General features: G+C 63.6%; 19 protein-coding genes. 3 read left to right on the top strand and 16 right to left on the bottom strand.

The features are described 5' to 3' along the window. Positions 1-33: 33 nt before the first annotated feature. The 4 genes from JW929_14440 to JW929_14425 all read right to left on the bottom strand — a co-directional run bounded on the left by JW929_14440 (position 34) and on the right by JW929_14425 (position 4,364). Positions 34-351, bottom strand: coding sequence for a zinc ribbon domain-containing protein (locus JW929_14440; protein MBN1440603.1), 318 nt, complete (start codon positions 349-351; stop codon positions 34-36). A gap of 33 nt (positions 352-384) precedes the next feature. After that, entirely contained in the window at positions 385-1,053 is a 669-nt protein-coding gene (locus tag JW929_14435) for a VTT domain-containing protein (GenBank protein MBN1440602.1), read from the bottom strand. A 213-nt stretch (positions 1,054-1,266) separates the two neighbouring features. Then, positions 1,267-3,069: an ATP-dependent zinc metalloprotease FtsH gene (gene ftsH / locus JW929_14430; GenBank protein MBN1440601.1), complete on the bottom strand. Its 1,803-nt coding sequence runs from the start codon at positions 3,067-3,069 to the stop codon at positions 1,267-1,269. Between the two features lie 278 nt (positions 3,070-3,347). After that, the gene (locus JW929_14425; GenBank protein MBN1440600.1) at positions 3,348-4,364 is read right to left on the bottom strand and encodes a serine/threonine protein kinase; all 1,017 of its coding nucleotides are present in this window, start codon (positions 4,362-4,364) and stop codon (positions 3,348-3,350) included. Positions 4,365-4,622: 258 nt separating this feature from the next. On the opposite strand from JW929_14425, the gene cax reads away from it, so the two are divergent. The 3 genes from cax to JW929_14410 all read left to right on the top strand — a co-directional run bounded on the left by cax (position 4,623) and on the right by JW929_14410 (position 7,770). Further along, positions 4,623-5,702: a calcium/proton exchanger gene (gene cax / locus JW929_14420; protein ID MBN1440599.1), complete on the top strand. Its 1,080-nt coding sequence runs from the start codon at positions 4,623-4,625 to the stop codon at positions 5,700-5,702. 111 nt (positions 5,703-5,813) lie between these two features. After that, positions 5,814-6,038 (top strand): preprotein translocase subunit SecG, encoded by a 225-nt coding sequence (secG, locus tag JW929_14415; GenBank protein ID MBN1440598.1) that lies wholly within the window; start codon positions 5,814-5,816, stop codon positions 6,036-6,038. A 55-nt stretch (positions 6,039-6,093) separates the two neighbouring features. After that, positions 6,094-7,770: a peptide ABC transporter substrate-binding protein gene (locus JW929_14410; protein MBN1440597.1), complete on the top strand. Its 1,677-nt coding sequence runs from the start codon at positions 6,094-6,096 to the stop codon at positions 7,768-7,770. 409 nt (positions 7,771-8,179) lie between these two features. On the opposite strand, the gene JW929_14405 is transcribed toward JW929_14410, so the two are convergent. The 12 genes from JW929_14405 to JW929_14350 all read right to left on the bottom strand — a co-directional run. Next, positions 8,180-10,534: a hypothetical protein gene (locus JW929_14405; GenBank protein MBN1440596.1), complete on the bottom strand. Its 2,355-nt coding sequence runs from the start codon at positions 10,532-10,534 to the stop codon at positions 8,180-8,182. Between the two features lie 4 nt (positions 10,535-10,538). Continuing rightward, positions 10,539-11,837: a hypothetical protein gene (locus JW929_14400; GenBank protein MBN1440595.1), complete on the bottom strand. Its 1,299-nt coding sequence runs from the start codon at positions 11,835-11,837 to the stop codon at positions 10,539-10,541. A gap of 108 nt (positions 11,838-11,945) precedes the next feature. Beyond that, complete coding sequence (locus JW929_14395; protein MBN1440594.1) at positions 11,946-15,287, bottom strand: SMP-30/gluconolactonase/LRE family protein; 3,342 nt, start codon at positions 15,285-15,287, stop codon at positions 11,946-11,948. Between the two features lie 287 nt (positions 15,288-15,574). Beyond that, the gene (serC, locus tag JW929_14390; GenBank protein ID MBN1440593.1) at positions 15,575-16,687 is read right to left on the bottom strand and encodes a 3-phosphoserine/phosphohydroxythreonine transaminase; all 1,113 of its coding nucleotides are present in this window, start codon (positions 16,685-16,687) and stop codon (positions 15,575-15,577) included. Positions 16,688-17,397: 710 nt separating this feature from the next. Further along, positions 17,398-18,123: a phosphate signaling complex protein PhoU gene (gene phoU / locus JW929_14385; protein ID MBN1440592.1), complete on the bottom strand. Its 726-nt coding sequence runs from the start codon at positions 18,121-18,123 to the stop codon at positions 17,398-17,400. 177 nt (positions 18,124-18,300) lie between these two features. Next, a complete protein-coding gene (locus JW929_14380; GenBank protein MBN1440591.1) occupies positions 18,301-18,681 on the bottom strand; it encodes an arsenate reductase ArsC in 381 nt (126 codons plus the stop codon). A gap of 72 nt (positions 18,682-18,753) precedes the next feature. Beyond that, a complete protein-coding gene (phoU, locus tag JW929_14375; protein MBN1440590.1) occupies positions 18,754-19,425 on the bottom strand; it encodes a phosphate signaling complex protein PhoU in 672 nt (223 codons plus the stop codon). Positions 19,426-19,449: 24 nt separating this feature from the next. Then, on the bottom strand, positions 19,450-20,277 hold the full coding sequence (pstB, locus tag JW929_14370) for a phosphate ABC transporter ATP-binding protein (protein MBN1440589.1): 828 nt from the start codon (positions 20,275-20,277) through the stop codon (positions 19,450-19,452). Between the two features lie 41 nt (positions 20,278-20,318). Beyond that, positions 20,319-21,266, bottom strand: a complete 948-nt coding sequence (gene pstA / locus JW929_14365) for a phosphate ABC transporter permease PstA (protein ID MBN1440588.1) — start codon at positions 21,264-21,266, stop codon at positions 20,319-20,321. Continuing rightward, a complete protein-coding gene (pstC, locus tag JW929_14360) occupies positions 21,263-22,276 on the bottom strand; it encodes a phosphate ABC transporter permease subunit PstC (GenBank protein ID MBN1440587.1) in 1,014 nt (337 codons plus the stop codon). The genes pstA and pstC overlap by 4 nt, the downstream gene beginning before the upstream one ends. Positions 22,277-22,364: 88 nt before the next feature. Then, a complete protein-coding gene (pstS, locus tag JW929_14355; GenBank protein ID MBN1440586.1) occupies positions 22,365-23,552 on the bottom strand; it encodes a phosphate ABC transporter substrate-binding protein PstS in 1,188 nt (395 codons plus the stop codon). Between the two features lie 135 nt (positions 23,553-23,687). Next, a partial coding sequence (locus JW929_14350; GenBank protein MBN1440585.1) for a hypothetical protein occupies positions 23,688-23,967 on the bottom strand: 280 nt, incomplete at its 5' end.

Genomic DNA, 23,967 nt, shown 5'->3' with positions numbered 1-23,967 from the left:
GATGGGAGGTTTTTTTCGGAGACCTGCTATCCGCTACGATTTCGAATGGCCGTGAGAGCCGGCTTTGGCTTCGGGGGTTTTTTCCCCGCCGGCGCCTGCGTTTCCGGCCTTATTTTCAGAAGCGCCTTCGGCTTTTTCCTTGTCTTTGTGCAAATTCACTCCCCCGGAGGGCGAGCGGTGGTCGGTGGCGTACCAGCCGGATCCCTTGAAAATAATGCCGGCCGGCGAGAAGACCTTGCGCAGCGATTTCTTTCCGCATTCCGGGCATTTGGTCAGCGGAAGATCGGAGAAATTTTGGTGCTGGTCGAATTCCACGCCGCATTCCATGCAGCGGTAGGTGTAGATGGGCATTGCGTTACCTCTCCCGAACCCGGCTCGCGGGCGTTATTCCGTGGGCTCCGGGCGCTTGACGAACAGGCGGTTCCAAATATCCACGGCTTTGTGCCAAACCTCGTGGCGGTACTCTTTCCAGGCGTGGATCATGGCCGGAAGCGCCGAGAGGAAAATCACCGCGGCCAGGATGATCAAGAAGTATTTGTCCAGGACCTCGGGCGGGATCGACTGGCCGAGGAAATAACCCGCCAGAGTGACCCCCACCGCCCACAACAGCGCGCCCACCAGGTTGAACAGCATGAAGCGGCGGTATTCCATCTCCACCGCGCCGGCGACGATCGGCGCAAAGGTGCGGATAAAGGGCATGAAGCGCGCGATGGTGATCGTCTTTCCGCCGTGCTTTTCGTAGAACGCCTTGGCCGCCAGCAGGTTCTTGCGCCGGAAGAGCAGCGAGTTTTCCCGGCTGAAGATCGGCGGGCCGGCCTTCTTGCCGAACCAGTAGCCGACGTTGTCGCCGAGAATCGCCGCAGGCGTCAGAGTCAGGAGCAGGACCCACAGGTTGAGTTCTCCGCGCGCGGCGAGGAGTCCGGCGGTGAGCAGCAGGCTGTCGCCGGGCAGGAAGAAGCCGAAGAACAAGCCGGATTCGGCGAAGATGATGGCGATGATGCCGATGTATCCGACGGTGCGGATCAGCTCGATCAGGTCGATGCCAAAGGTCATGAGCGGTCCTTCGATTCTCCTTTACCCGGTAACGGGGCTGCGCAATTATAACCGATTGCGGGTTGAGGACGGGGGATGAGGATTTGATAAGGAAACGAGGAGCCGAAGACGGGAATTCCCACGGGCGGTTTTCCCTTAGGCGGGTAGGAAGGGAAAAAAGAACCGCCGACTGAGGTGATTGGCCGGCGGTTTGATCTTCGTTTTGGGTTCAGATCACTTCACCCTGGGGATCGGCGTCCCGCTGCGCTTGGGCTGTGGGGCGGGGAAGAGCCGGTTGAACTCCTCCTCGTCGATCGTCTCCACCTCGATCAGGCGGTCCGCGATCCGGTCTAGGGTGTCGCGGTGTTTGGTGAGCAGGGCTTTGGCTTCGTCGTAGGCGCCGTTGACGATCTTGCGCACCTCGGCGTCGATCTCGTTCGCCACCTGATCCGAGTAATCGCGCTGTTCGGAAATTTCGCGGCCGAGGAAGATCAGTTCCTCCTTCTGGCCGTAGACCATTGGTCCGAGCCGGTCGCTCATCCCCCAGCGGGTGACCATGTTGCGGGCGGTCTTGGTGGCGCGCTCCATGTCGGAGGAGGCGCCGGTGGTGATGTCGTTGAAGACCAGCTCCTCCGAAGCCCGGCCGCCCAGCAGGCCCGCCAGTTCGGCCATGTACTCGCGCCTTCCGCGCACGGTGCGGTCCTCCTCCGGCAGGGCCAGGGTGTAGCCGCCCATCATCCCGCGGGAGATGATCGAAACCTTGTGGACCGGGTCGCACTCGGGGATGGCCTGCATCACCACCGCGTGCCCGGCTTCGTGGTAGGCGATGATCTTCTTCTCGGCGTCGGTGATCAGGCGGCTCTTGCGCTCCGGGCCGGCGATCACGCGCTCGATGCTTTCCTCGAACTCCTCCTGAGCGATCGATTTCTTGTTGCGGCGGGCGGCCAGGATCGCCGCCTCGTTGACCAGGTTCTCGATGTCGGCGCCGACGAAACCGGGGGTGCCTTTGGCGACCTTGTTCAGCTCCACCCCCGGGGCGAGCGGCTTGCCGCGCACGTGGATCTTGAGGATCGCCTCCCGGCCGCGCATGTCGGGCCGGTCGAGGACCACCCGCCGGTCGAAGCGCCCCGGCCGCAGAAGCGCCGGGTCGAGGATGTCGGGCCTGTTGGTGGCCGCCATGACGATCACGTTGGTGTCGGTGTCGAACCCGTCCATCTCCACCAGGATCTGGTTGAGGGTCTGCTCGCGCTCGTCGTGGCTGCCGCCCAGGCCGGTGCCGCGCTGGCGCCCGACCGCGTCGATCTCGTCGACGAAGACGATGCACGGCGATTGGCGCTTGGCCTGCTCGAACAGGTCGCGCACCCGGCTGGCGCCGACGCCGACGAACATCTCCACAAACTCGGAGCCCGAGATCGAGAAGAACGGCACGCCCGCCTCGCCCGAAACGGCCTTGGCGAGGAGAGTCTTACCGGTTCCCGGCGAGCCCACCAACAGCACGCCCTTGGGGATGCGCGCGCCGAGGGAGATGAATTTTTCCGGCTCCTTGAGGAACTCCACCACTTCGTGAAGCTCCTCCTTGGCCTCCTCCACGCCGGCCACGTCCTCGAAGGTCACGGTCGGCTGGTCGCCGGACAGCAGCCGCGCCTTGCTTTTGCCGAACATGATCGCCTGGTTGTTGGTGCCCTGCATCTGCCGCACCATGAAGTAAATGAAGACCCCCAGCACCAGGACCGGCAGCAGGTAGGAGAGCAGGTTGAACACCAAGCCCCAATCGTTGGGGGCCTGGACTTCGATGTTGACCCTGCCCAGCTCGGCGGGCGTCACCCCGAAGGCCGCCAGCTGCTCCGAAAGGGCCGCGGCGGATTCCTTGCGCGCCTTGGCCTCTTTTTCGTCCGCGTAATGGATCTCCAGGTCGTCCTCGATGACGACGATCTGCTTGATCTTTTCCGCGCGGATTTCCTCGGCCACCTGGCTGAGCGGGATGGTCGGAATGCTCATTTGCTGGTTGTTGTACCAGCTGATGAGAAGGTATCCCATGAAGAAGAGAACGATAAAGATCGCAACGATATTGCGCGTTCGATTCGAGTTCACTCGTGCCTCCGATTTTGCGGATCCCGCCCCGTTCGTCCAGGGTTGGGGTCCTGTGTGTGGATTATACCAATGGTTGGTTGGCGTTCCGTTAACGGGGAACCGCGCGCGCACCACCCCGAGCGGGGAGTCTGCCGGGCTTCCCGCCGCCCCGGGAAGGGGGATCCTCGAAGCGGAGAGTCCGGATGGGCGGGTTCGCCGCTGTGCGGAAGCGGATCCTCAAGCTCTTATCTTCCGGGGGGATTGTAGAGGAAAAACACGTACACCCAAAGCGGAATCAGGCCGCCGACCGAAATCAGGCTGAGGAAACCCATCCCGATCGCGGCCCAATCGGTTTCTTCGCCCTGGGCTTCCTCCGTCTGCGGAGCGGTTTCGTCCCCAGGCAGCGGGGCGGTGTTCCCTTCCAGGTAAGCCTTCAGGACCCGGGCCATCTGGTCGCCGTTGCGGTACCGCCGGGCCGGATCTTTGGCCAGGGCGCGCAGGACGATCCCCTCCAGTTCCGCGGGGATTGCTGGGTTGAGCAGGCGCGGCGAGGGGGCGGGTTCGCGCTGATGCTGGAGGGCGAGCGTGCGCGGGTCTTTGCCCGGGAAGGGAAGCCGGCCGGTGAGCATCTCGAACAGCATGACTCCGGCGGAGTAGATGTCGCTGGCGGGAGTCAGCGTTTCTCCAGCTGCCTGCTCCGGCGAGACGTATTGGGGGCTGCCCCAGATGGTCTCGTCTTCCAGCGGCCGGGTTCCGTTGGAATCCGCCGCGATGTCCTTTGCGGCCGTCGCCCGTGCAATGCCGAAATCCGCGATCTTGGCCAGCAGATCCGAAGCCAGCAGGACGTTTTGCGGCTTGACGTCGCAGTGCACCACGCCCGCCCGGTGCGCCAGCCCGAGGCCTTCGCAGACCTGGATGGCGATGTCAACCCAAGCCTCCAGGGGCTGCTCCCGCGAATGGCGGAGGAAGGATTTGAGGTCCTCCCCCTCCACGTATTCCATGATCATGAAGAATTGGCCGCCGTGGGTTCCGAAATCGTAAACCGTGACCAGGTTGGGGTGTGATAATCTGGCGATCGCCTGGGCTTCGCGGCGGAAGCGTTCCTGAAAATCCGGCTTGCGGGTGTATTCCTCGCGCAGGATTTTTATCGCAACCGTGCGGCCGAGGAGCTGGTCGCGGCCGAGCCAGACGTGCGCCATGCCTCCGCTGGCGAGCGGCCGTTCGAGGACGTAGCGGTCGTTCAAGAGCGCCCCTTTTTCCATGACGTCGATTTTACCAACGAATAGAATCGTCGTGCCGGCGCGTGCGCAGCCGGCATCCAGGGACTTCGAAGCGGAGCCCGGCCGGGAACACCCCCGCTGCGCATTCGGCAGTACCCGAAGATTCCGGGCTGGTACTGCCGCTCCGCGAGGGCGGACGCCGGGGTGCCGGCTTGTCCCGCCAACCTGACAGGTCCGGGTATGGGGAAGGGTATAATCCCCGCGGCAGAAAACCACCCGAAAGGTGGGACGACGGATCCGGTGAAAACTCCCGCTTTCCCCAAAATCAACCTCCGCCTGATTGACGCGCTTTTGCTGGTCTCGCTCCTGGCGGTGGCGGCCTGGCTCCTGAAGGGGTCGGCGCTGCTGGTCTTTCTGCTGGCCTGCGTCGGACTGATTCCGCTGGCCGACCAGATGGGGATCGCCACCGAAACGCTCGCCTCGCGGGCCGGGCCGCGGGTGGGCGGCCTGCTGAACGCGACCCTGGGCAACGCCGCCGAGTTGATCATCACGATGGTCGCCATCCGCGAAGGCTACCTGGAGCTGGCCAAAGCGTCGATCACCGGCTCGATCATCGGCAACCTGCTGCTCGTGCTGGGGTTGAGCCTCCTGGTGGGCGGGGTGCGCAACGGGGAACAGCGGTTCTCGAGCGACACCGCCAGCCGCTACGCCACCCTGCTGGCCCTGGCCGTGGTGGCGCTGAGCGTTCCGTCCCTGTTCGGAGAGGCCATCGGCGCGCCGGACAGCCTACAGGTGGAATACCTGAGCCTGGGCGTGGCGGCTGCGATGATGCTGATTTACGTTCTCAGCCTGGTCTATTCCCTCAGCCAGCGGAATGGGGTGATCCCGCCGCCGGTGGAGGAGCCGGCGCATGCCAAGGACAGCTGGAAGGGCGCGGTGATCCGCCTGGGGCTGGCCACCGCCGGGGTGGTCGTGCTGAGCGAGATCCTGGTCGGAGTGATCGAGCCGGTCATCGCCGCAAGCGGGGTCTCGGAATTCTTCCTGGGAATCATCCTCGTTCCGGTGATCGGCAATGTGGCCGAGCATTTCGTGGCGGTGGATGTGGCCGGCCGGAACCATCTGGAGCTCAGCCTGGAAGTTGCCCTCGGCTCGTGCCTGCAGATCGCCCTGCTGGTCGCCCCACTCATGGTGTTTGCGTCCCTGGGCATGGGTCATCCGCTGACGCTGGTCTTCAACATCTTTGAGGTGGTTTCGGTCATCGCCGGGGTGGGCGTGGTGGCGCTGATCGCCGCAGACGGGCGCAGCAACTGGCTGGAAGGCAGCGTTTTGCTGGCGGTCTACGCCATCCTGGCCTGGGCCTTCTTTCTCTTTCCGATCTAGGCATCCCCCTCCCCACCCTGCCCCGTTTGCGGAGGGAGCGGGGCAGGGTGGGGAGGGGGTTTCTGGTATAATCCCGCCGCCCCAAAGGCATCACCGGCAATCGGAGGTCCTGTGATCACCTATCTGAGCATCGCTCAAATTATCCTTGGCTCCGTACTGATCATCGTCATCGTCCTGCAAAGCAAGGAGGCCGGCCTCGGCGGCCTGACCGGCGGCGATTCGGGCGGAGTGTTCCGCGCCCGGCGGGGAGTGGAGAAGGCGCTCTTCAACGGAACCATCGTCCTCAGCGTCCTGTTCTTCGCACTCTCCATCATCACCGTTGTGGCCATCCGCTAAGCCCGACTCCGCCGACCGCAACCCGTTTTCCCATGACGGGAACGCCCCTTCCGCTATGTCGACCCTGAAGCGATTCCGCTGGCAGATCCTGATCGCGGCGGCGGGGATTGCCGCGGTCTTGCTGTTGATTCTCGGACTGCGCGGGACGAATCCCCCGGGCTTTAATCCGGTTGCGAATGCCGCCGGCGGTGAATACTCGGAGGCCGTCATCGGAGCCCTGCAGCGGCTGAATCCCGTGCTAGACGTCCGCAACGCCCCCGACCGGGACGTCGACCGGCTGGTTTTTTCGGGATTGCTGAGTTTTGATTCGGCTGGAATCCCGGTGGGCGACCTGGCCGAGGGCTGGGTGATTTCCGACGAGGGCGTAACCTACACGATCCGGATCCGCAAAGACGCGCTTTGGCACGACGGCCATCCGGTGACCGCGCAGGACGTCGTGTACACCTTCGGATTGATCCAGGACCCGGACTACCCTGGCCCGGACGACCTCGCTGCGCTTTGGCGGTCGGTGAAGGTCGAGGCGCTCTCGGCGCTGGAGGTCCGCTTCACGCTCTCCGAACCCTACGCGCCGTTTTTGGATTACCTCACCACCGGCCTGCTGCCGTCGCACCTGCTGAACGGGGTGGGGGTTAAGGAGTTGGACACGCTTTCGTTCAACCTCAAACCGGTGGGATCCGGCCCGTACGCGGTGGAAACGCTGATCGTCGACGGGGACGCGATCCTCGGCGTCACCCTTAGGCCGTTCGAACAATATTACCGGGGCAAACCGGCGCTCGAGAAAATCGACCTGCGCTACTACCCCGCCCGCAACGCCGCCTTCGCCGCCCTGGAAGCCGGCGAGGTAATGGGCTTGGGCGGGTTGACGGTCGACGAATTGAACGCCGCCTTGGAGGAGCCGGAGTGGAAGGTCTATTCCGCCCGCCTACCGCAATCGGCGGTGGTCTTCCTCAACCTGAAGAACGAAGACGTGGAGTTTTTCGCGCAGCGCGACGTGCGCAAGGCGCTCCTGCTGGCCGTCGACCGGCAGCGGATCATCGATGGCGTGCTGGCCGGCCAGGCGGTGCCGGCCGCCGGACCGATCCTCTCCGGAATCTGGGCCGAGGATCCCGACCTCAAGCCGCTGGAGTACAACCCGCAGGAGGCGGCTCGGCTTTTGGACGGGGCGGGTTGGGTTTTCCCCGCCGGTGCCACGCCCGGATCGGAAGCCTACGTCCGCGCGAAGGACGACGCCTTGCTCGCCTTCACCCTGCTCTACGCCGAGAACCCGATGCACAAAGCGATTGCGGAAGAGATCGTCGAGCAATGGGCGAAGGTCGGAGTCCGCGCGGTGCCGCAGGCGGCCAACATGCGCTCCCTGCTGGAGGACCATCTCACCCCGCGCAACTATCAAGCTGCGCTCGTGGATTTAAACTTGGCTCCGTACCCGGATCCGGATCCGTATCCGTTCTGGCATCAGACCCAATCTCCGGACGGACAGAATTATTCCCAACTGGACGACCGCGCGATCAGCGAGCTGCTGGAATCTGCCAGGACCGAGATGGACCGCGAGGAGCGGGCCCGTCTCTACCTGACGTTTCAATACCGGTTCGCCTACCAGCTCCCGGCGCTGTTCCTCTGGCATCCGGTCTACAGCTACGCCGTGGATTCCCGCGTGGCCGGCGTCGCCGTCGGCCCGCTCTTCGATCCGAGCGACCGCTTGGCGTCGATCTGCGGCTGGTACGTGGAAAAATAATTTTTCCTTGCCGGCGGGTCGCCGCTGGCCATCCCATCCTCCCTCCCCGGGGAATAATAATTTAAAACCAGGTTCCGACGTATGCCCCTCCCGCCTTCCCGTATCACGGGAAGGCGGGAGGGGTGAAGTTGGTTTTTTCCATATGGCAACTCGTGCCTGGGGGAGGGTGGATGGGTTGGAAATCGGGATAAGAAAACCCCGGAATGCAAAATCTTGAAGATGGGGAGGGTCACAGACCGGCACATCGGGCTGCCGCGTTCTCTACGACCCCGGCAAGCTCACCGGGCGGTCCGGGGTTGGCTCGACCGGTTTTTTCCCTATCCTGCCGTTCAAGGCCAAAGAAACGGGAGTGTTTATTTGGGAAAAAGGAAAATCCTTCGCGGCCTTTGCGGCCTTGCGTTGGAAAGCTCTATAGCAGCGGAACCTTGTCCTCGGTCACTTCCAGGGGGTCCAATCCCATGCGTTCGTCAAGGTTTTCCGGCCGCAGGTACGGGTCTTCAAGCAACCGGCGGATGTGCCGGAACTTCATAAAGCGCCAGCCCTTGGACACGGCCCGGCGCAGGAGCACGTTCCGCCGGAGTTTGTGACCGACCAGCGTAGCCCGTCCGCCGGGCAGGACGATCCAGGACAGGCGCGGCTCGAAAACCGGCTGCAACAGGTAACGGCCGACGGCGCCGGAATGGATGAACAGGAAGCAGTATGCCTTGCGGCCCGAGGCGTCGATCCAGTACATTTCCGGATTCCCCTCCGGAGCAAATCCCATCTTTATGCCCAACCCGCTTAACGCCGCGCGCATCAATTCCATTTCCTTGGTGCGCGAAGCCGGATGGTCCTCCGGACGGAGGACCCAGGCGCCGCCGTCCTCCGTTGGTGCGCCGTAAGATTCCAGGCAAACTTGCAGCAGACGCTGTTCGGGCGTCAGCAGTCCGGGAAAAAAAGAGCAAAGGCGGCGGTCCAATTCCTCGGCGGGAAGCGGACCGTCCTCCAGCAGCATCCTGGCCGTTTCCATCTCCACTTCGTCCGCCAGCGGATTGGTGATCGATTCGTCCCCCGGCAGCCACCAGGTGGTGCCGAATTCGTTCTCCTCTTTCTTCTCGGTGGATTTCAACTCCTTGTCGGTGCGGACCGCCTCGGCCAACACAGTCACACAGCGGGCGAAGCCGCTTTCGTCGGCTTGCGGGGGTTCGGGCGGAAGCATGCGGCGGAACACCTCCTCGCTCCAGTACGCCGCATGCATCAGATCCCAAGGCACGGGCTCGGCGCGGGAGGAGATCAATTGGCGGACCGCCAGCCGGGCGATATCCTCCGCGCCCTCCAAATTCAGCGGACCATAAGACAGGGGAGTGTGTTCCGGGCCGGGGGTCGACCACAGCAACTGGGCCGCGCCGGTGTCGGTCCGGATCGCGCGGCCTTTCAAGACAAATCCTGCCTGATACAAAGCCCACAGCGCCGAGGTAAGAAACCCCGGTTCGCATTCGCCCAGGAACGTCGCGGCGGGCAGGTCCGCCGGCAGACTGGCGGCCAGCGCCGCAGCCGAAGCGCCGAGCGCGCGGGCATGCCAGTTCCAATCGAACCAGCGGCGCTGCAGCGAGCCGGCCAGGGGCGCGGCGGCCGCCCGGCCCCAGAGCCATTCCGCCCACACCGCAGAAAGGGTCCAGGCCGCCTGGTTCGGCCGCGGCAGGAAGGTGATCAGGCCGTCCGGACGCAAGGCGGCCGCGTGGGGGGCCAGTTCGCGCGCGGTGCCGGCGAAGGTCATAATCGACCCTGCTTCCGGCGAATCGCCCTCGCGCCATTTGCGGAAGGGGACCGGCCGCGCGGGTGCGCTCCAGACTTCGGCCGCCTCCTCCAACGCCCGCCAAATGTTCACCTCGAGGAACTCGGCCGGAGGCTGCAGCGAACGCGGCCGGGTGCGAGTCGAGTGTCCGTGCCCGCGGAGGATGTGGGCCCTGTCCAGCACCGTGAGCAGCAGCGCATCCACGCACCGCTTTTCCTCCGCCGTGAATTCCATCGATTCAAGACGCCGGAGGATCAGCACCAGCGCGTACAACGAGCGCGAGGGGTAGGCGTCCAAGGCGTCGGCCGCCCCCGCCCGCGAAGGATCGTCGAGCGGCGCCAAGCGCTCGAGCGCGAAATGGTAGAGCAGCCGGCGCGAAGCCTCGGAGGGCATCGCCTTCTCGTCGGCCGGGCCGGCTGGCTCCTCCACCCGATGGCCGCAATCCGGACAGGCGCAAATCCGGCGGCTCAGGCGGGGTTTGGGCTTCCGCTTCTTGGAATCCTGGAACAGGCCGCGGGCGGGCGGGTGGGTGACGGTGGCGTGCGACTTCGGCTCGGGTTCGTATTCCCACACGTATCCGGCGGCTTCCGACTCTTTTCCGCAGAAGGCGCATTTCCCGCGATACAGGCTGCGCAGGTGCGCTTCCAGGGTTTGGGGGGCGGAAGGGGCAGGATCGGGAGCCGCGCTGGACGGGGAATTCGCGATCCGGGCGAGTACGTTTTGGATCAGCCGGGTGGGAGGCGGATCGGCCTGCAGTCCGAGGATCGCACGCAAGACCGGATTGGGGGAAGCGAGGAGGACCGCCGCTCCGCTGCGCGCCAATTCCAGCGCCAGGGCGGGGGATTGTCCGAACGGGTCGACGATCCGCGGACTGCGTTTTCCGAGGCGTCGCAGGAATTCCGCCCCCAGCCCCTCGCGGTACGGAGGCAGGAACACCGCGAGCGGTTCCGGGGGCGAGAGACGGCGGCCGGGGAAGAAGGGCATGTCCATCGGGTCATCCGCACCGTCCGTCGGCGGCCAGCTGCTGCAAATGCTCGAAGCTGGTAACCTGGGCGACGTATCGCAGGAACGCTCCGGCCGAAGGGCACTGTTCGTAAAGCGCCACCACCGCCGGGCCGACAGGATCCTCGCCGCGCTCCCCGGGGGAATCGGCGTAGGATCCGTAGAAAGCGAAGAAAGCCTGGTTCAACCGGCGGATGACGTACCCGTTTTCCACGATGAAACGCCGGCGCGCTTCCATGTAGGCTTCGGCCTCGGCGATCTTGCCTTCCGCCAGCAGGCGGTCGGTTTCCACGCGGGTAACGTACATCTCGTGCTGATAGTCGAATTCCTGCTGCCGGGGAGCCGGGAATCCGTGCAACAACATTTTGGCGCCGGAGCCGTTCGGGATTCCGCCCGCCCATTCGGGGTAATGGCGCCGGACCACCTGCGCGCCGATCGCTTTTCCGAACAGCGTGGCGACCGTTTCGTTGATGGTGCGCATTTCCGCCGAAGAATCGTAAGCGATCCCCAGCGGATGGAGGTAGAGGTAATGATGGGTCCACTCGTGCGTCACCGCTTCCAACACCCACTGGGTGTAAGTGGTCTCCATGATCATCGTCGGGAAGGTTCCCAACCCGCCGAAGGGGACGACCAGCGCGGAAACGCCGAGTCGGCGCTCGGCTTCCGCTTCGAGGGCGATCTGCCGCTCGAGGGTCAGGCCGGCCGCCAGCTGGACGTTGGCGTCCTGGCGGATCACGTGACGAGGCGAGATGATCAAGCCCATCGGCAGCTGGGTGAAGCGGAACAGCACGGGCGGCAGCATCTCCCCGCCGTAGGCGAATCCCTCCGCGCGCAGTTCGGACGAGACCTGCTCTTGCAGGATCGCCTCCACCAGGTTCTGGCGCCGGGCTTGAAGGCTGCGCTTTTCCTCCAGGCGGCCGCGCAGGTCCGTAGAAGCCCGCATCGGATCGGGGATCGACGGATCGGAAAAGATCCGGGTCAGTTCGGCGTTGTCGGCGAAAATGCCGTCCAGCAGGGCGTTGTACTCGAGGACGATGTCGTGCCAGGCGTCGGCGGAAAGGTATCGCTCGTCGCCCAGCGTGAACTGGAGGAGCTTCTCCCACACCGCGTTCGCCGTCCAGGAGACGAATTCGAACTCGTACGGGGCGGTGATCACGCGCACCTTGTCGATCAAGGAGCGCGGGGCGAAGGAATCCGAGGTCAGGGCGATGGTCAGGGCGAGCATCGCCGGCAGGTAGGTGACGGCGTACATCGCCCGGCGCAGGAGGCTGCGGATCAGGCTGCGAAGCATGGGCGGATCATAGCGGCGCTCCCGCGGAGTGTCAACCGCGCGGGAGCGCCGGATAAGTCGAGGGTCAGGGGGAAGCGGGCCGCGGAGGAGGCCGAGTCCCGCCCGGTTTCAGCGGGTCGGAGGCATGTAGTGCACCAGCCGGTCGTGCCGGGAATCACTCACCCACAGCCCGCCGAGCGGGTCGACCGCGATCCCGGTCGGCGAATTCAGCGACAGGCCGTCGTCGCCGCACGTCCCCCAGACGTTCAAGATCACCCCGCGCTCGGTGAACTCCAGGATCCGGCAGGTGGAGGGATCCGTGAGGTAAACGTGGCGGTTGGCGTCCAGCGCCAGGAAGGGTTTGATCTCGGCGGTCGTGCCGAACCAGGCGTTGACGTCCCACATTCCGGCCGAGGTATAGGAGCCGTCCGCCTCGGGGGCGAAGATCTGAACCCGGCGGTTCCATGTATCGGCGACAAACACCCGCCCCTGGTCGTCCACCGCGAGGCCGACCGGCTCGTCCAGCTGGCCTTCGCCGGCTCCCGGGGTCCCGAACTCGGTAAGGTATTCGCCGTCGGCGGTGAAGACCGCGACCCGCTTGTTGCCGGTGTCGGCCACGAACACGCGCCCCTCGGCGTCGACGGCGATCGTCCGCGGACCGTAGAAGGTGATTTCCGCCTCGGTGTCGGAGATCGGCGCGCCCCACATGGCGAGGAACTCGCCTTCGGCCGTGAATTTCTGGACCCGGTGGTTCCAGGTGTCGGCGACGTAGACCGAACCGTCCGGACCCAGGCCGATTCCCCAGGGCTCGTTGAAGGTCCCGCCGGGGGCTTGGCCCAGATCAATGCTGCCGAAGGACCCCCACTGGCGGAGGAGGGTTCCTTCCGAATCCAGGTGTTGGATCCGGTGGTTCATCGAATCCGCCACGTACAGACTGCCGTCGGGCGCGAGGGCGATTCCGCGCGGGGCGAAGAACTCACCGGGCCCCGCTCCGGTGTACCCGACGGTGAAATCGGGCACGAGGTCGATCCACGAGAGTTCGTAGGGATCGAAGGTCAGGGCGCCGCCGGCGGCGCTTTCCGGAGCTCCGCCCAGGTGATCCAACAGGTCTTTGCGGAAGTAGATGTAAAGCCGCTCCGCCAGCGACCAATCCTGATAGGAATATCCGCCCTTTCCCGTATACATCCCCCATCCGGAGAAATCGCGGTTGAACCAGATCTGCAGGGCGGCCAGGCGGGCTTGCGGATCCACGAAGATCGGCGAGATGTGGCCCCAGGCCAGCCGCAGGTAGGCCGGGATCGACATCGGCGGCGGGTTCTCCACCCCGTTGGCCCGGGCTTCGCTCAGGTATTCGCTTTCGATATACGGCGGATCCCATTTCAACCCCCAGTAGTCCTGGTTATGCCACCACATCCGCATCTGCTCGAAGCGGACGTAATCATCGCCCAGGATGGGGACGACTTTGAGGTTGTTCTGCTCGCCGACGACGACGATCCCCGCTTGGCGGATGTCCATGCCCGGGGATTCGCCGAAGTCGATCCGCTTCGGATAGTGCCGCAGGTACCACCAGTAGGGATAGCGGACGTAGTTGTCGTAGGCCACCACCAGGTCGGTGCCGCCGGTGGTGAGGCGGGAGATGCGCTCGATCTCCTCCAAGGCGATCTTGGGCCCCGGCGCCCCGTGGGCGTAGGCCATGTATTCGTTGGGGTAGTCGTAGTTGATGTAGGTCGCGAAGTAGGCCGTGCGCGCGGTGAGCAATCCGAGGACGGCGAAAGCAGCCAGCAGGAAGTGGCGCGCCGGAACGGCGGCCGAGGCGGGGATTTCGAACGACCACTTCCGGAATCGCAGCGTCGCGCCCACCGGTTTCGTCTCCAGGATCCAACCCAGCGCCCAGGCGGCGGCGAGGATCATCGGCGCGGCGATCAGCATCGTCTGCTGGGGCATTTTTTCGCCCGCGTAGGAGAAGATCGCCAGGCTGAACAGGCCGAAGTAGAGGAAGAGCGGGATGGCCGGAACCGGCCGGACCTCGCCGGCGGAATCCGCGGCGGGCTGGAACGGTTTTCCGGCGTCCGCCTGCCACAGCCGCCGGCGAAGCATGATCAGAAAGGCCGTGACCGCGCCGATCGCCGGCAGGTATTCGTAGATCGGGATTTGAATCAGCAGATAATAGAACCACGGCTGGCTGGCGCGCTCCTCCCCGTGCTGGACGATCCAATACCCCAGATAACGGATCAGGCCGTCGAGCAAACCGCCGGGATTGGTCAGGACGGTGGTGAAGAAGAAGGCGAATATGCCAAAGAACACCAGCGCCAGAATCCACCATTCTTTGCGCTTCCACCACAGCCCGATCCCGACCGCGGCGGCCGTCGGAACGAGAATATAGGGCAGGGCCCCACCCAGCATGGCGAGGTACGGCTGCGCCGGATCGAACAGGGCGGATAGGTTTGAGGCCCATGCGAAATTCATGTCGATCGGATCCATCGGAAATTGGAAGAGCCTGCCGATCGAGATCATCCACACCGCGGAGGTCAAGGGGAGGACCAGGGTTCCGAGCAGGACGATCAGGTCGAAGGACCGTTCCTGGCGGACCTGCGCCTCGGCATCCTGCATCAGGAGGACCACCCCGACCACCGCCGCGGCCAATCCGAAGATTCCGGCGATCACCGCCGGAACGAAGACTGCGGGATCGGGATTCTGCGCATAGGATGCGTCGGCGGCCCGCCACATATAGGCGGTGCCGGCGAAGAGAAAGGCGGAAAGCCCCAGGGCTGCGAAGAAGCGGATCTTGGCCAGACGGTTGACGTCGGACCGGCGCGCCAGCCGGATCAGGAACAACCCGATCAGGAAGACCACCTGCCCGCCGGCGTAGATGTATCCGGTGGCTTTTTCGGTGAAATGCAGCGCGTTGACGGCGGTGAAGAGAACCAGCGTGCCCCATTCGCCGCGTTCCAGGTAGCGCAGGATGGCGTAGATCGTCAACAGCACCCAGACGACGATGAAGGCCTCGTTGCGCTGGTAGCGCCCGTAATACAGCATGTAGGGCGAGATCAGGAACAACGCTCCGGCGATCAGGGCGCCGCGCCGGCCGAGGTAAGGCCGGAACAGGAACAGCGCAATCGCGACGGTGGCGATGCTGAACAGCGCGGCCGGAAGGCGGGCGGTGAAATCGTTGTCGCCCAAGGCCACGAACGAAAGCGCGATCAGGTGCATCTGCAGCGGGCCGTGCGTCATCGGATCGAATCGGAATTGCATTCCTTGGGAGAAATCGTACGAGGGGACGAAATGGTTGACTTCGTCGTGGCTGGCCACCCGGTCTTCCAATCCGTACAGCCGGGTCGCCACGGCCAGGATCACCAGCACGAGCGCCAGAAAATTCTCCACCGTCAACGGAAACAGGCCGAACACGCTCTGATCCAGGTTCCGCCAAGAGGGGGTGGAGGCCGCGTTGTCCGCTGCCGCAGGTTCTGCCATCTTCGTAACCTCCAACGATCGAATGGAATAATCTTGACCAATTGTATCCTGAAAATCAAACCGTGGAGGCAAAGGCGGCCGCGCTAAATATCCATTAATCCGTTCCCGCGCCATCGCGGGTTTTTCCGAGCAGAGGACAAAGGACGCGAAGAGGTTTTTCCGCCTCAAGGGGGTGAGAATCGTTGTGGAAAGATTTCAGAAAGCCAAGCGCGGATCGTCGCCCGATCCGCGCTTGTAAGCGTTGGTTCCGCCGGAGAAAGGAGCAGGAGAAAAACCCAAATCCGCTCTTAACCGTTTTTCTTACGGAACTCCTTCATGAAGCCGGCCAGGGCTTCAACGGCGGCCATCGGCTGGGCGTTGTAGAGCGAAACGCGCAGTCCGCCCACCGAGCGGTGCCCCTTGAGTTCGAGCAGCCCCTCCGCCGCCGCGTCCTTGACGAACTTCTTCTCCAGGTCCTCGCTGGGCAGGCGGAAGGTGATGTTCATCCGCGAGCGGCTGTCCTTTTCCGCGTGGCCATTGAAGAAGCCGGGTTCGGCATCGAGCACCGAGTAGATGAGGTCGGATTTGGCCTGGTTCTGTTTGGCGATCTGCGCCAGGCCGCCGAGCTCGAGCAGCCACTCGGCCACCAATCCGACGATGTAGATCGCGAAGCAGGGCGGGGTGTTGTAGAGCGATTGCTTATCCGCCATCAATTTGTAGTCCAGGATCGAGACCAGATCCGGCGGGACGCGCTCCAGGAGATCCTCACGCAGGATCACCACCGTCACGCCCGCGGGCCCGGCGTTCTTCTGAGCGCCGGCGTAGAGCAGGCCGTACTTGGAAATATCCAGCGGCCGGCTGACGAAGTCGGAGGAGGCGTCGCATACCAACGGCACCCCGTCCGGCGGCACGGGTTCGGTCCGCCACTCCACGCCTTGGATGGTTTCGTTCGAGGTGAAGTAGAGGTATGCCGCCTTCGGATCCAGCTGGAGTTCGTTTTGGGCCGGGATGCGGTTGAAGTTGGTCGCCTCGGTGGTGGCGGCCAGCTTGACCGGCCCGCTCTTCTTGGCTTCCTTGATCGCGGCTTTGGACCAGTTGCCGGTGAGGACGGCGTCGATGGACGCGTCCTTGGCGCGCAGGTTGAGCGGGATCATTCCGAATTGCAGGTTGGCACCGCCCTGCAGGAACAGGATTTTGTAGTTGGCGGGGATATCGTAAAGAGTGCGCAGATCCGCTTCCGCCCGCTGGATGATCCCCTCGAATGCGGCCGAGCGGTGGCTCATCTCCAGGACGGACATGCCGCTGCCGTTAAAGTTTAACAGATCCGCCTGCGCTTTTTCCAGCACGGGCAGGGGCAGGACGGCCGGCCCGGCGGCGAAGTTGCACACGCGTTTGGTTTTGGGTTCGGTGTATACGGTCATTGGTTTTCTCCTTTTCTCGGTGCTCCGGCGCGGAATTTTGAAAAAAAAGAGACTCCTCCGTCCGAAGGGACGAGAGGAGTCTCCCGTGGTGCCACCCTACTTGGTGTGCCTCCCGGCGGCCGGATTCCATGCCGGTCGGCCACGCTCTTTGGGGCGCGTTGCCGCGCCTTCTGCTGAGGTAACGGTTGCAGGTCCGTTCCAGGCTACCGGGGCGGAAGCCTTTTGGCCTGGAAAACTCAGAGGTGCTTGCCGCTCCGGCAACGGGATCGGACTTCCACCAGGACGGATGCCCTGTCCGATTCGCTGGGCCCTGCCAGTGAACGGTTTTTCCTCGTCTGCGTTTTTGGATGTATGAGATTGTGATGTTTATAACATAGTTCGGGGAGGGAGTCAATCCCTTCACAGCCCGACTCGGGCTTAAGCCCGAGTCGGGCTGTGCGGCCCAGCCAATTCTTTATTTTAGATAATCCCGTAATCCGCTTTGCATGCCGGCGGGGGTGACCGGTCCGGCACGGAGGGCGGGCTTGCTCCATTCGGGCACTGCTTCCGGCAGCCGGAAGTCCGTGTCGGGCCCGCTTTGTAGATTTCCTTTGGGTCTCGCTTCGCGGCGGGTTTTCGTGAGCGGCGAGGCGGTTGGGTCCGGACCGGTGGCATGGCAGGCCAAGTCGAGAAGGATCTCTCCACGCGCCATCTCCCGGCGGGGGCGGGCGTCATTCCCCAGTGTGGCGCGGCCCCTCCTTGCGCCAGACATAGGTGGGATGTTTGGTCTGATCGTCGGTGGAGCGGATCTCCATCATCTCCCCAGTGGCGAAGAAGAGGGTCCGTTCGCAGATGTTCGAGACCCGGTCGGCGAAGCGCTCCAGATTATGGGCGACCCACAGCAGGTGAGTGGCGTGGTCGATCGAATCGGGATCGGCGATCATCTGCTTCAACAACTCGCGGTAGACCAGGTTGTAGAGTTTATCGACCTCATCGTCGCCGGCCGGAATCGCCTTGGAAGCCCTGGCGTCGCCGGCGATGAATGCCTCCAGCGACCGGCGCAGCATTTTTGTCGCCTGGGAAGCCATCCCATCGAAATGATCCAACAGGTCGGGCGGCAGCGGCTCCGGGCCGAGCAGGGTGATGATGTGGGCGATGCCCTTGACGTAGTCCCCCATCCGTTCCAGTTCGGTGATCACCTCGAGGATCGCCGCCAGGATCCGCAGATCGCGGGCCATCGGCTGTTGGGTGGCGATCAACGTCAAGCAGTCTTCTTCGATCGCGAAGCGTTTGCGGTTGATCACCTCGTCGTGGGCTTCCAACCGCCGCGCCGTGGCCAGATCCCGCCGGCGCAGGGCGGCGACGACCTCGAGCAGCGATTGGTCGACGGAGGACCCCAGTTCGAGGATCTCATCCTGCAGGCGCTGCAGCTGTTGTTCGAATAAATTCCTGGTCATCGGGATCTCTCCTATTCCGAACCGCGACCGAGCCGGGGGCGCGGCAGGAGCTGATTATAAGGCAAGCGGGGATTATCGGCACCCGCCGGGGATTGCACCCGAACAGCAGGACGCCGGACAGGTTAAGCGGCGCCCCGGCTGGCCGGAGGAAGAAGGGAATGGGTGCGGCGCGGACGGCTATTCCAGCTTCCGGTCGCCATGCCTCTCCAGCAGATACGGCAATTCCGCTAGCATTTCGTCCCGCAGCTTCCGGAAGGCGTCAATTCTTTCTTCTTCCGGCCCCTGCACCAAACTCGGATCGGCGTAATCGTGATGGGCGCGCCCCCCGGAGCCGAGCCAAACCGGGCATTCCTGCCTGGCGGAGTCGCATAAGGTGATCACCAGGTCGAAGGCGGTCCCCTGGACGGCCTCCGGACCCTTGGGGCTTCCTTTAAAAGAGATTCCGGATTCGGCGAGCACCCGTGCGACAAAAGGGTGCACGGCCGCCGCCGGGCGGATTCCGGCGCTGTGCGCTTCCCAACGGGAAAGAAGGCGGTCGTTGACGATCGCTTCCGCCATTTGCGAGCGGCAGGAATTGCCCGTGCACAGAAAGAGCACTTTCTTTTTCTTCAAATCGGGATCCTCCTTTGGTTAATCGCCGCCCGACGAGGAGAATTCCACCATTTCCCCGCAAATGGTGAAGATGGTGCGTTCACAGATGTTGGTCACGCGGTCCGCGAACCGCTCCAGGTTGTGGGCCACCCACAGCAGGCGGGTGGCCGGATCGATCGAATCCGGGTGGGAATTGATCCACTCGGTGAGCATTTGGAAAATCCGGGCGTAGGAGCGGTCCACCTCGTCGTCTTCCTGCGGAATGGCGCGCGCCGCCCGTTCGTCGCCGGCCGCGAAGGCGTCGAGCGCACAGCGCAGCATGGCGCCGGCGTTGATCGCCATCGTCTCCAGCTCCTCGAACAGGTCGGGGGGCGGCGGAAACGGCCGGAGCAGGACCGTGATATGGGCGATGCCTTTAACGTAATCCCCCATCCGTTCGAGTTCGGTGATCACCTCCAGCACCGCGGCCAGGAGGCGCAGGTCGTGCGCCATCGGCTGCTGGGTGGCGATCAGCGCCAGGCACTCACGCTCGATCTCGAAGCGCCGGGTGTTGATCAGCCGGTCACGCCGCTCAAGTTCCTTCGCCGCGGCCGTGTCGGAGCGGCTGAGCGCCCGCACGGAATCCACGGCCGCCTGGCCGACGATGCTTCCCAAACTCAGCACTTCATCCTGCAATTGCTGCAACCGCTCGTTCAGGATTGCGCGCGTCATCGGCTTCTCCGCGGCGCGGCCGGATTATCCGAACCGCCCGGTAACATAATCCTCGGTTTCCTTCTTCTCCGGTTTGGTGAAGATCTTATTGGTCGGGCCGAATTCGATCAGGCGTCCGGCGCGCTCGGCGTCGATCATCAGAAAGGCGGTGTAATCCGCCACCCGCGCGGCCTGCTGCATGTTGTGGGTGACGATCACGATCGTGTATTCGGATTTCAATTGCTGCATCAGGTCTTCGATCTTGAGGGTGGCGATCGGATCCAGGGCCGAGGCGGGTTCGTCCATCAGGATCACCGAGGGCTCCACCGCCAGCGCCCGGGCGATGCACAGGCGCTGCTGCTGCCCGCCGGAAAGCGCCATTCCCGATTGGTGCAGCTTGTCCTTAACCTCGTCCCACAGCGCGGCCTGCTGCAGGCTGCGCTCGACGATTCCGTCCAGGTCGACCCGCCGCCGAACGCCGTACAGCCGGGGGCCGTAGGCGACGTTATCGTAGATGCTCTTGGGGAAGGGGTTGGGCCTCTGGAACACCATCCCGATCCGCTGGCGGATCGGCACCACGTCGACTCCTTGGGCCAGGATGTTCTCGCCGTCGAGCCGGATCTCGCCCTCGGCCCGGGCTCCCAGCGTCAAATCCGTCATGCGGTTGATGGCTCGCAAGAGGGTGGATTTGCCGCAGCCCGAAGGGCCGATGATCGCCGTCACCTTGTTGGCGGGGATGGACATCGTCACTTCGGCGATGGCGCGGAATTTGCCGTAGAAGACCGAAAGGCTTCGGATGTCGATCTTGACGGAGTGCGGCCTCCCGTCGGCTTCCAGTCCCTCTTTCGCCGGAACGGTGACGGCGCGGACCATCGGGAGGGGGTTGGTGATGCTGTTGGCGAAAGTCATCCTGGTCATCCTTTCATCCGCCGTGCGCGGACAACGATCCATAATCTGGCGGCGATGTTGATCGCCAAGACAAATCCCATCAACACCAAAGCGGCGGCCCAGGCCTGCTGGATCCTTTCCGGATACGGTTGCTGGGCGTATTTCCACAACGTCAGCGGCAAGGAATCCACCGGCTGTTCGATGATCCGGATGAAAACCTCGAAGGGATTCAACCCGGTCTCGACGCCGGAACGGACGAGCGAGGCGAAATCGAACCACTCGTTGCCGAGGGCGGTGAACAGCAGCGGCGCCGTTTCGCCGGAGGCCCGCGCCAGCCCGAGCAGGAAGCCGGTGATCAGCCCGTTGCCCGCCGCGGGGAGGACGACTTGCAGGGAGGTTTTCCACTCCGGGGCGCCCAGCGCCAGCGACGCCTCGCGCAATGTGGGCGGAACGAGCTTCAACATCTCCTCGGTGGTGCGGATGATCGTCGGCAGCATCAGGATCGCCAGCGCGATCCCGCCGGCCAGGCCCGAAAAGTGGCCTTGGGCGACGACCACCAGCGCGTAGAGGAACAAACCGATAACGATCGATGGCACGCCGGCAAGCACGTCGGTGGAGAACCGGACGACGATCCCCAGGGGCGTGTTCGGGTAATAGGCCGCGTAAAAGGCCGCCAACACGCCCGGAGGGATGGCGAATATCCCGGATAGGATCACCAACAGAATGGTCCCTTGAATTGCGTTCCATACCCCGCCGCCCTCCACCCCGGGAGGCGTGGGTAGCTGGGTGAAGAACGCCAGGTTGATGTGCCGGCCGCCCTGATAGACCACGTAGCCGATGATCCAAAACAGCGGCACAAGTGCCAGCATGGTGGTCAGGCCGGTAAACACCAGCATTGCGGCGTTTACGATCCGTCGGCCTGCGTAGCCGCGCCGGGCGCGGATGAAATGGGTCGAGCCGGAAGAGGCGTTCATCCGCGTCCCTCCTGCGGAGTCTTGCGGGCGACTTGCCAGACCATGAATCGGGCTGCCATATTCACCAGCAAGGTGACGAAGAACAACAAAAAGCCGATTTCGATCAGCGCCTGGCTGTGCAGGGGGCTGACCGCTTCGGCAAACTCGTTGGCGATGATGCTCGACATCGTGTACCCGGGCTTCAGCAGGGAGACGGCGCTGCTGATGCTGTTGCCGATCACCATCGTCACCGCCATCGTCTCGCCGAGCGCCCGCCCGAGGCCGAGGATCACCGCGCCGAGGATCCCGGAAAGGCCGTAGGGGACCAGGATTTGCGAGATTGTCTCCCATTCCGTAGCGCCGAGGGCGAAGGCGGCCTCGCGTTGGGAACGGGGGATGGCCAAAAACACGTCGCGGGTCACGGCGGAGATGGTCGGGACTATCATGATGGTGAGAATCAACGAAGCCGCGAGCCGGCTGGCCCCGCTGGCCGGAATCGGGCCTGCGAACAACGCGCCAAGCAGCGGCAGGCCTCCGAGGTACGCGCCCAGAAAGCTTCCCAGCGGTTCCACAACCTCGGGCAGGAAGACGAAGATGCCCCACAACCCGAACACCACGCTGGGGATGGATGCCAGGAGTTCGAGCATCCACCCGAGCGGCAGGCGCAGCCAGCCTGGACACAATTCGGCCAGGAAGATGCCGATTCCGATCGAGATCGGCACCGCCATGAGCAGCGCCACCGCGGAGGTGATCAGGGTTCCGTAGATGAAGGGCCAGGCTTCGAAGTGTTCGAGTACGGGATTCCAGGAGGCATCCGCCGTGGGCAGGAGAAACGACCAGCCGAAAACAGTCCGGGCATCGGCCGAATCCTGCCACAGCATCCAGCCGATACCCAGCAATAGGAGGGCTACCCCAAGCCCCATGCCGACCGTCAGCAACTGCCAGATGCGGTCCCCGTGGTGCAGGATGCTGCCCGCCCGTTTGCGGAAGTTCTCAAGGAAGGTGCGTACGGCCGTTTGCGATTTCTGCATTTCGCCTTCTTTTTACAAAGGTTCTGGAGAGCCCGAGTTCCGGGCTCTCCAGAGGCGTTCGTTGCGTGAGGAGCGCGACCCATGCGGACTAGAGAACCGGATTGCTGTTGCAGGTCACCTCTCCGAGCTTGGCCAGGACGATGTCGCGCACGTCCGTCGGCAGGACCGAGTACCCGAGGTCCGAAGCCTGTTGGGCCGCACCAGGATCGGTCAGCGCCCAGGTCAGGAACCCGAGCAGTTTCTCGGCTTTGACACAATCGGTCATGCTCTGGGTGTGCAGAATGATGTAGGTGTATCCGGCGATCGGCCAGGAGGCCGCTCCCGGCGCGTCGACGATCGTGGCGGTGAGTTTGTCGGAAAAAGCGCCCGCGAAGTCGCTCATCGCATTGCCGAGGGTTTCGGCATTCGCCACGACGACGTTTCCGGATTTGTTGACGAGCGAAGCGAAGGACATGCCGTTCGAGACGGCGTAGGACAGTTCCACGTAGCCGATCGAGTTCGGGGTGTTGATCACCGCGGCGGCGACGCCCTGGTTGCCCTTGCCGCCCATTCCGTTGCCGTCCTTATCCACCGGCCATTCGATCGCGCTCGCGCCGCCGGCGGTCCATTCGGAGCTGAAGGCGGTCAGCGCCTTGGTGAAGATCTCGGTGGTTCCGGAGCCGTCGGAGCGGTGCACGGCGGTGATTGCCGCAGCCGGCAGGTAGTCCGCCAGGCCCGCATTGGTGGCGAGAATCTTAGGATCGTTCCACATGGTGACTTTGGCGTTGTAGATGTCGACCAGGGTTTGGCGGTCGAGGACCAGGACCGGAAGCTTGGTCCCGGATTCCACTTCCTTGGCCCACTTGATGTTGTAGACGGTAACGACCGCGCCGGCCAGCATCGGATACATCTGCAGGTCCTTGCCCGACGCATACTCCTCGTCCTTGAGCAGCGAGTCGGAGCCGGCGAAGTCAACGGTCCCCTCGATGATGGCCTTCTTACCGCCGCCGGAGCCGATCCCCTGGTAGTTGATCACCACCGAAGGATCGACGTATTTGTAGGCGAAGGTCCAGGCGGAATACACCGGGAGCGGGAAAGTGGCGCCGGCGCCGTTGATCTGGACCGAGCCAGCCGGCAGGGGCGCGGCCGCGTTCGGATCCGCCGTTGGTTCGACGACGACGGTCTCTTTGACCTCACGGGGCACTTCCACCGTGGCGGGATTGGCGGTTCCGCAAGCCGCAAGCATCAGCATCATGGCGGCCAGACCGGCCAAAACAAACATTTTCTTTTTCTGCATTCTTTCCTCCATGTTTTTCTTTTATCCTACTGGAAGGCAATTAACGGCCGGGCAAGGGATTGTTAACATTTTGTTAAGATTACCGATTGCTCTTGTTTGATCGTCCTAGCGCCCCGGCGCCTTTGCGTTCCTGGTTTACCAAGCGGAGAAGATAAAAACGCAAAGACGCAGAGACGCAAGGAAAATCAAATCCCCGATGCTCTTTTTGCGCCATAGCGCCTTGGCGCCTTTGCGTTCCTGGTTTATCAAGTGGAGAAGATAAAAACGCCAAGACACAGAGGCGCAAGGAAGAGCAAATCCATAAAATTCTTTTTGCATCCCAGCGCCCTGGCGCCTTTGCGTTCCTGGTTTATCAAGCGGAGAAGATAAAAACGCAAAGACGCAGAGGCGCAAGGAAGAGCAAATCCATAAAATT

It is taken from the genome of Anaerolineales bacterium, from assembly GCA_016928575.1.
In the GTDB taxonomy this organism is placed as follows: domain Bacteria; phylum Chloroflexota; class Anaerolineae; order Anaerolineales; family RBG-16-64-43; genus JAFGKK01.
This window is presented reverse-complemented; position numbering and strand designations above follow the sequence as displayed.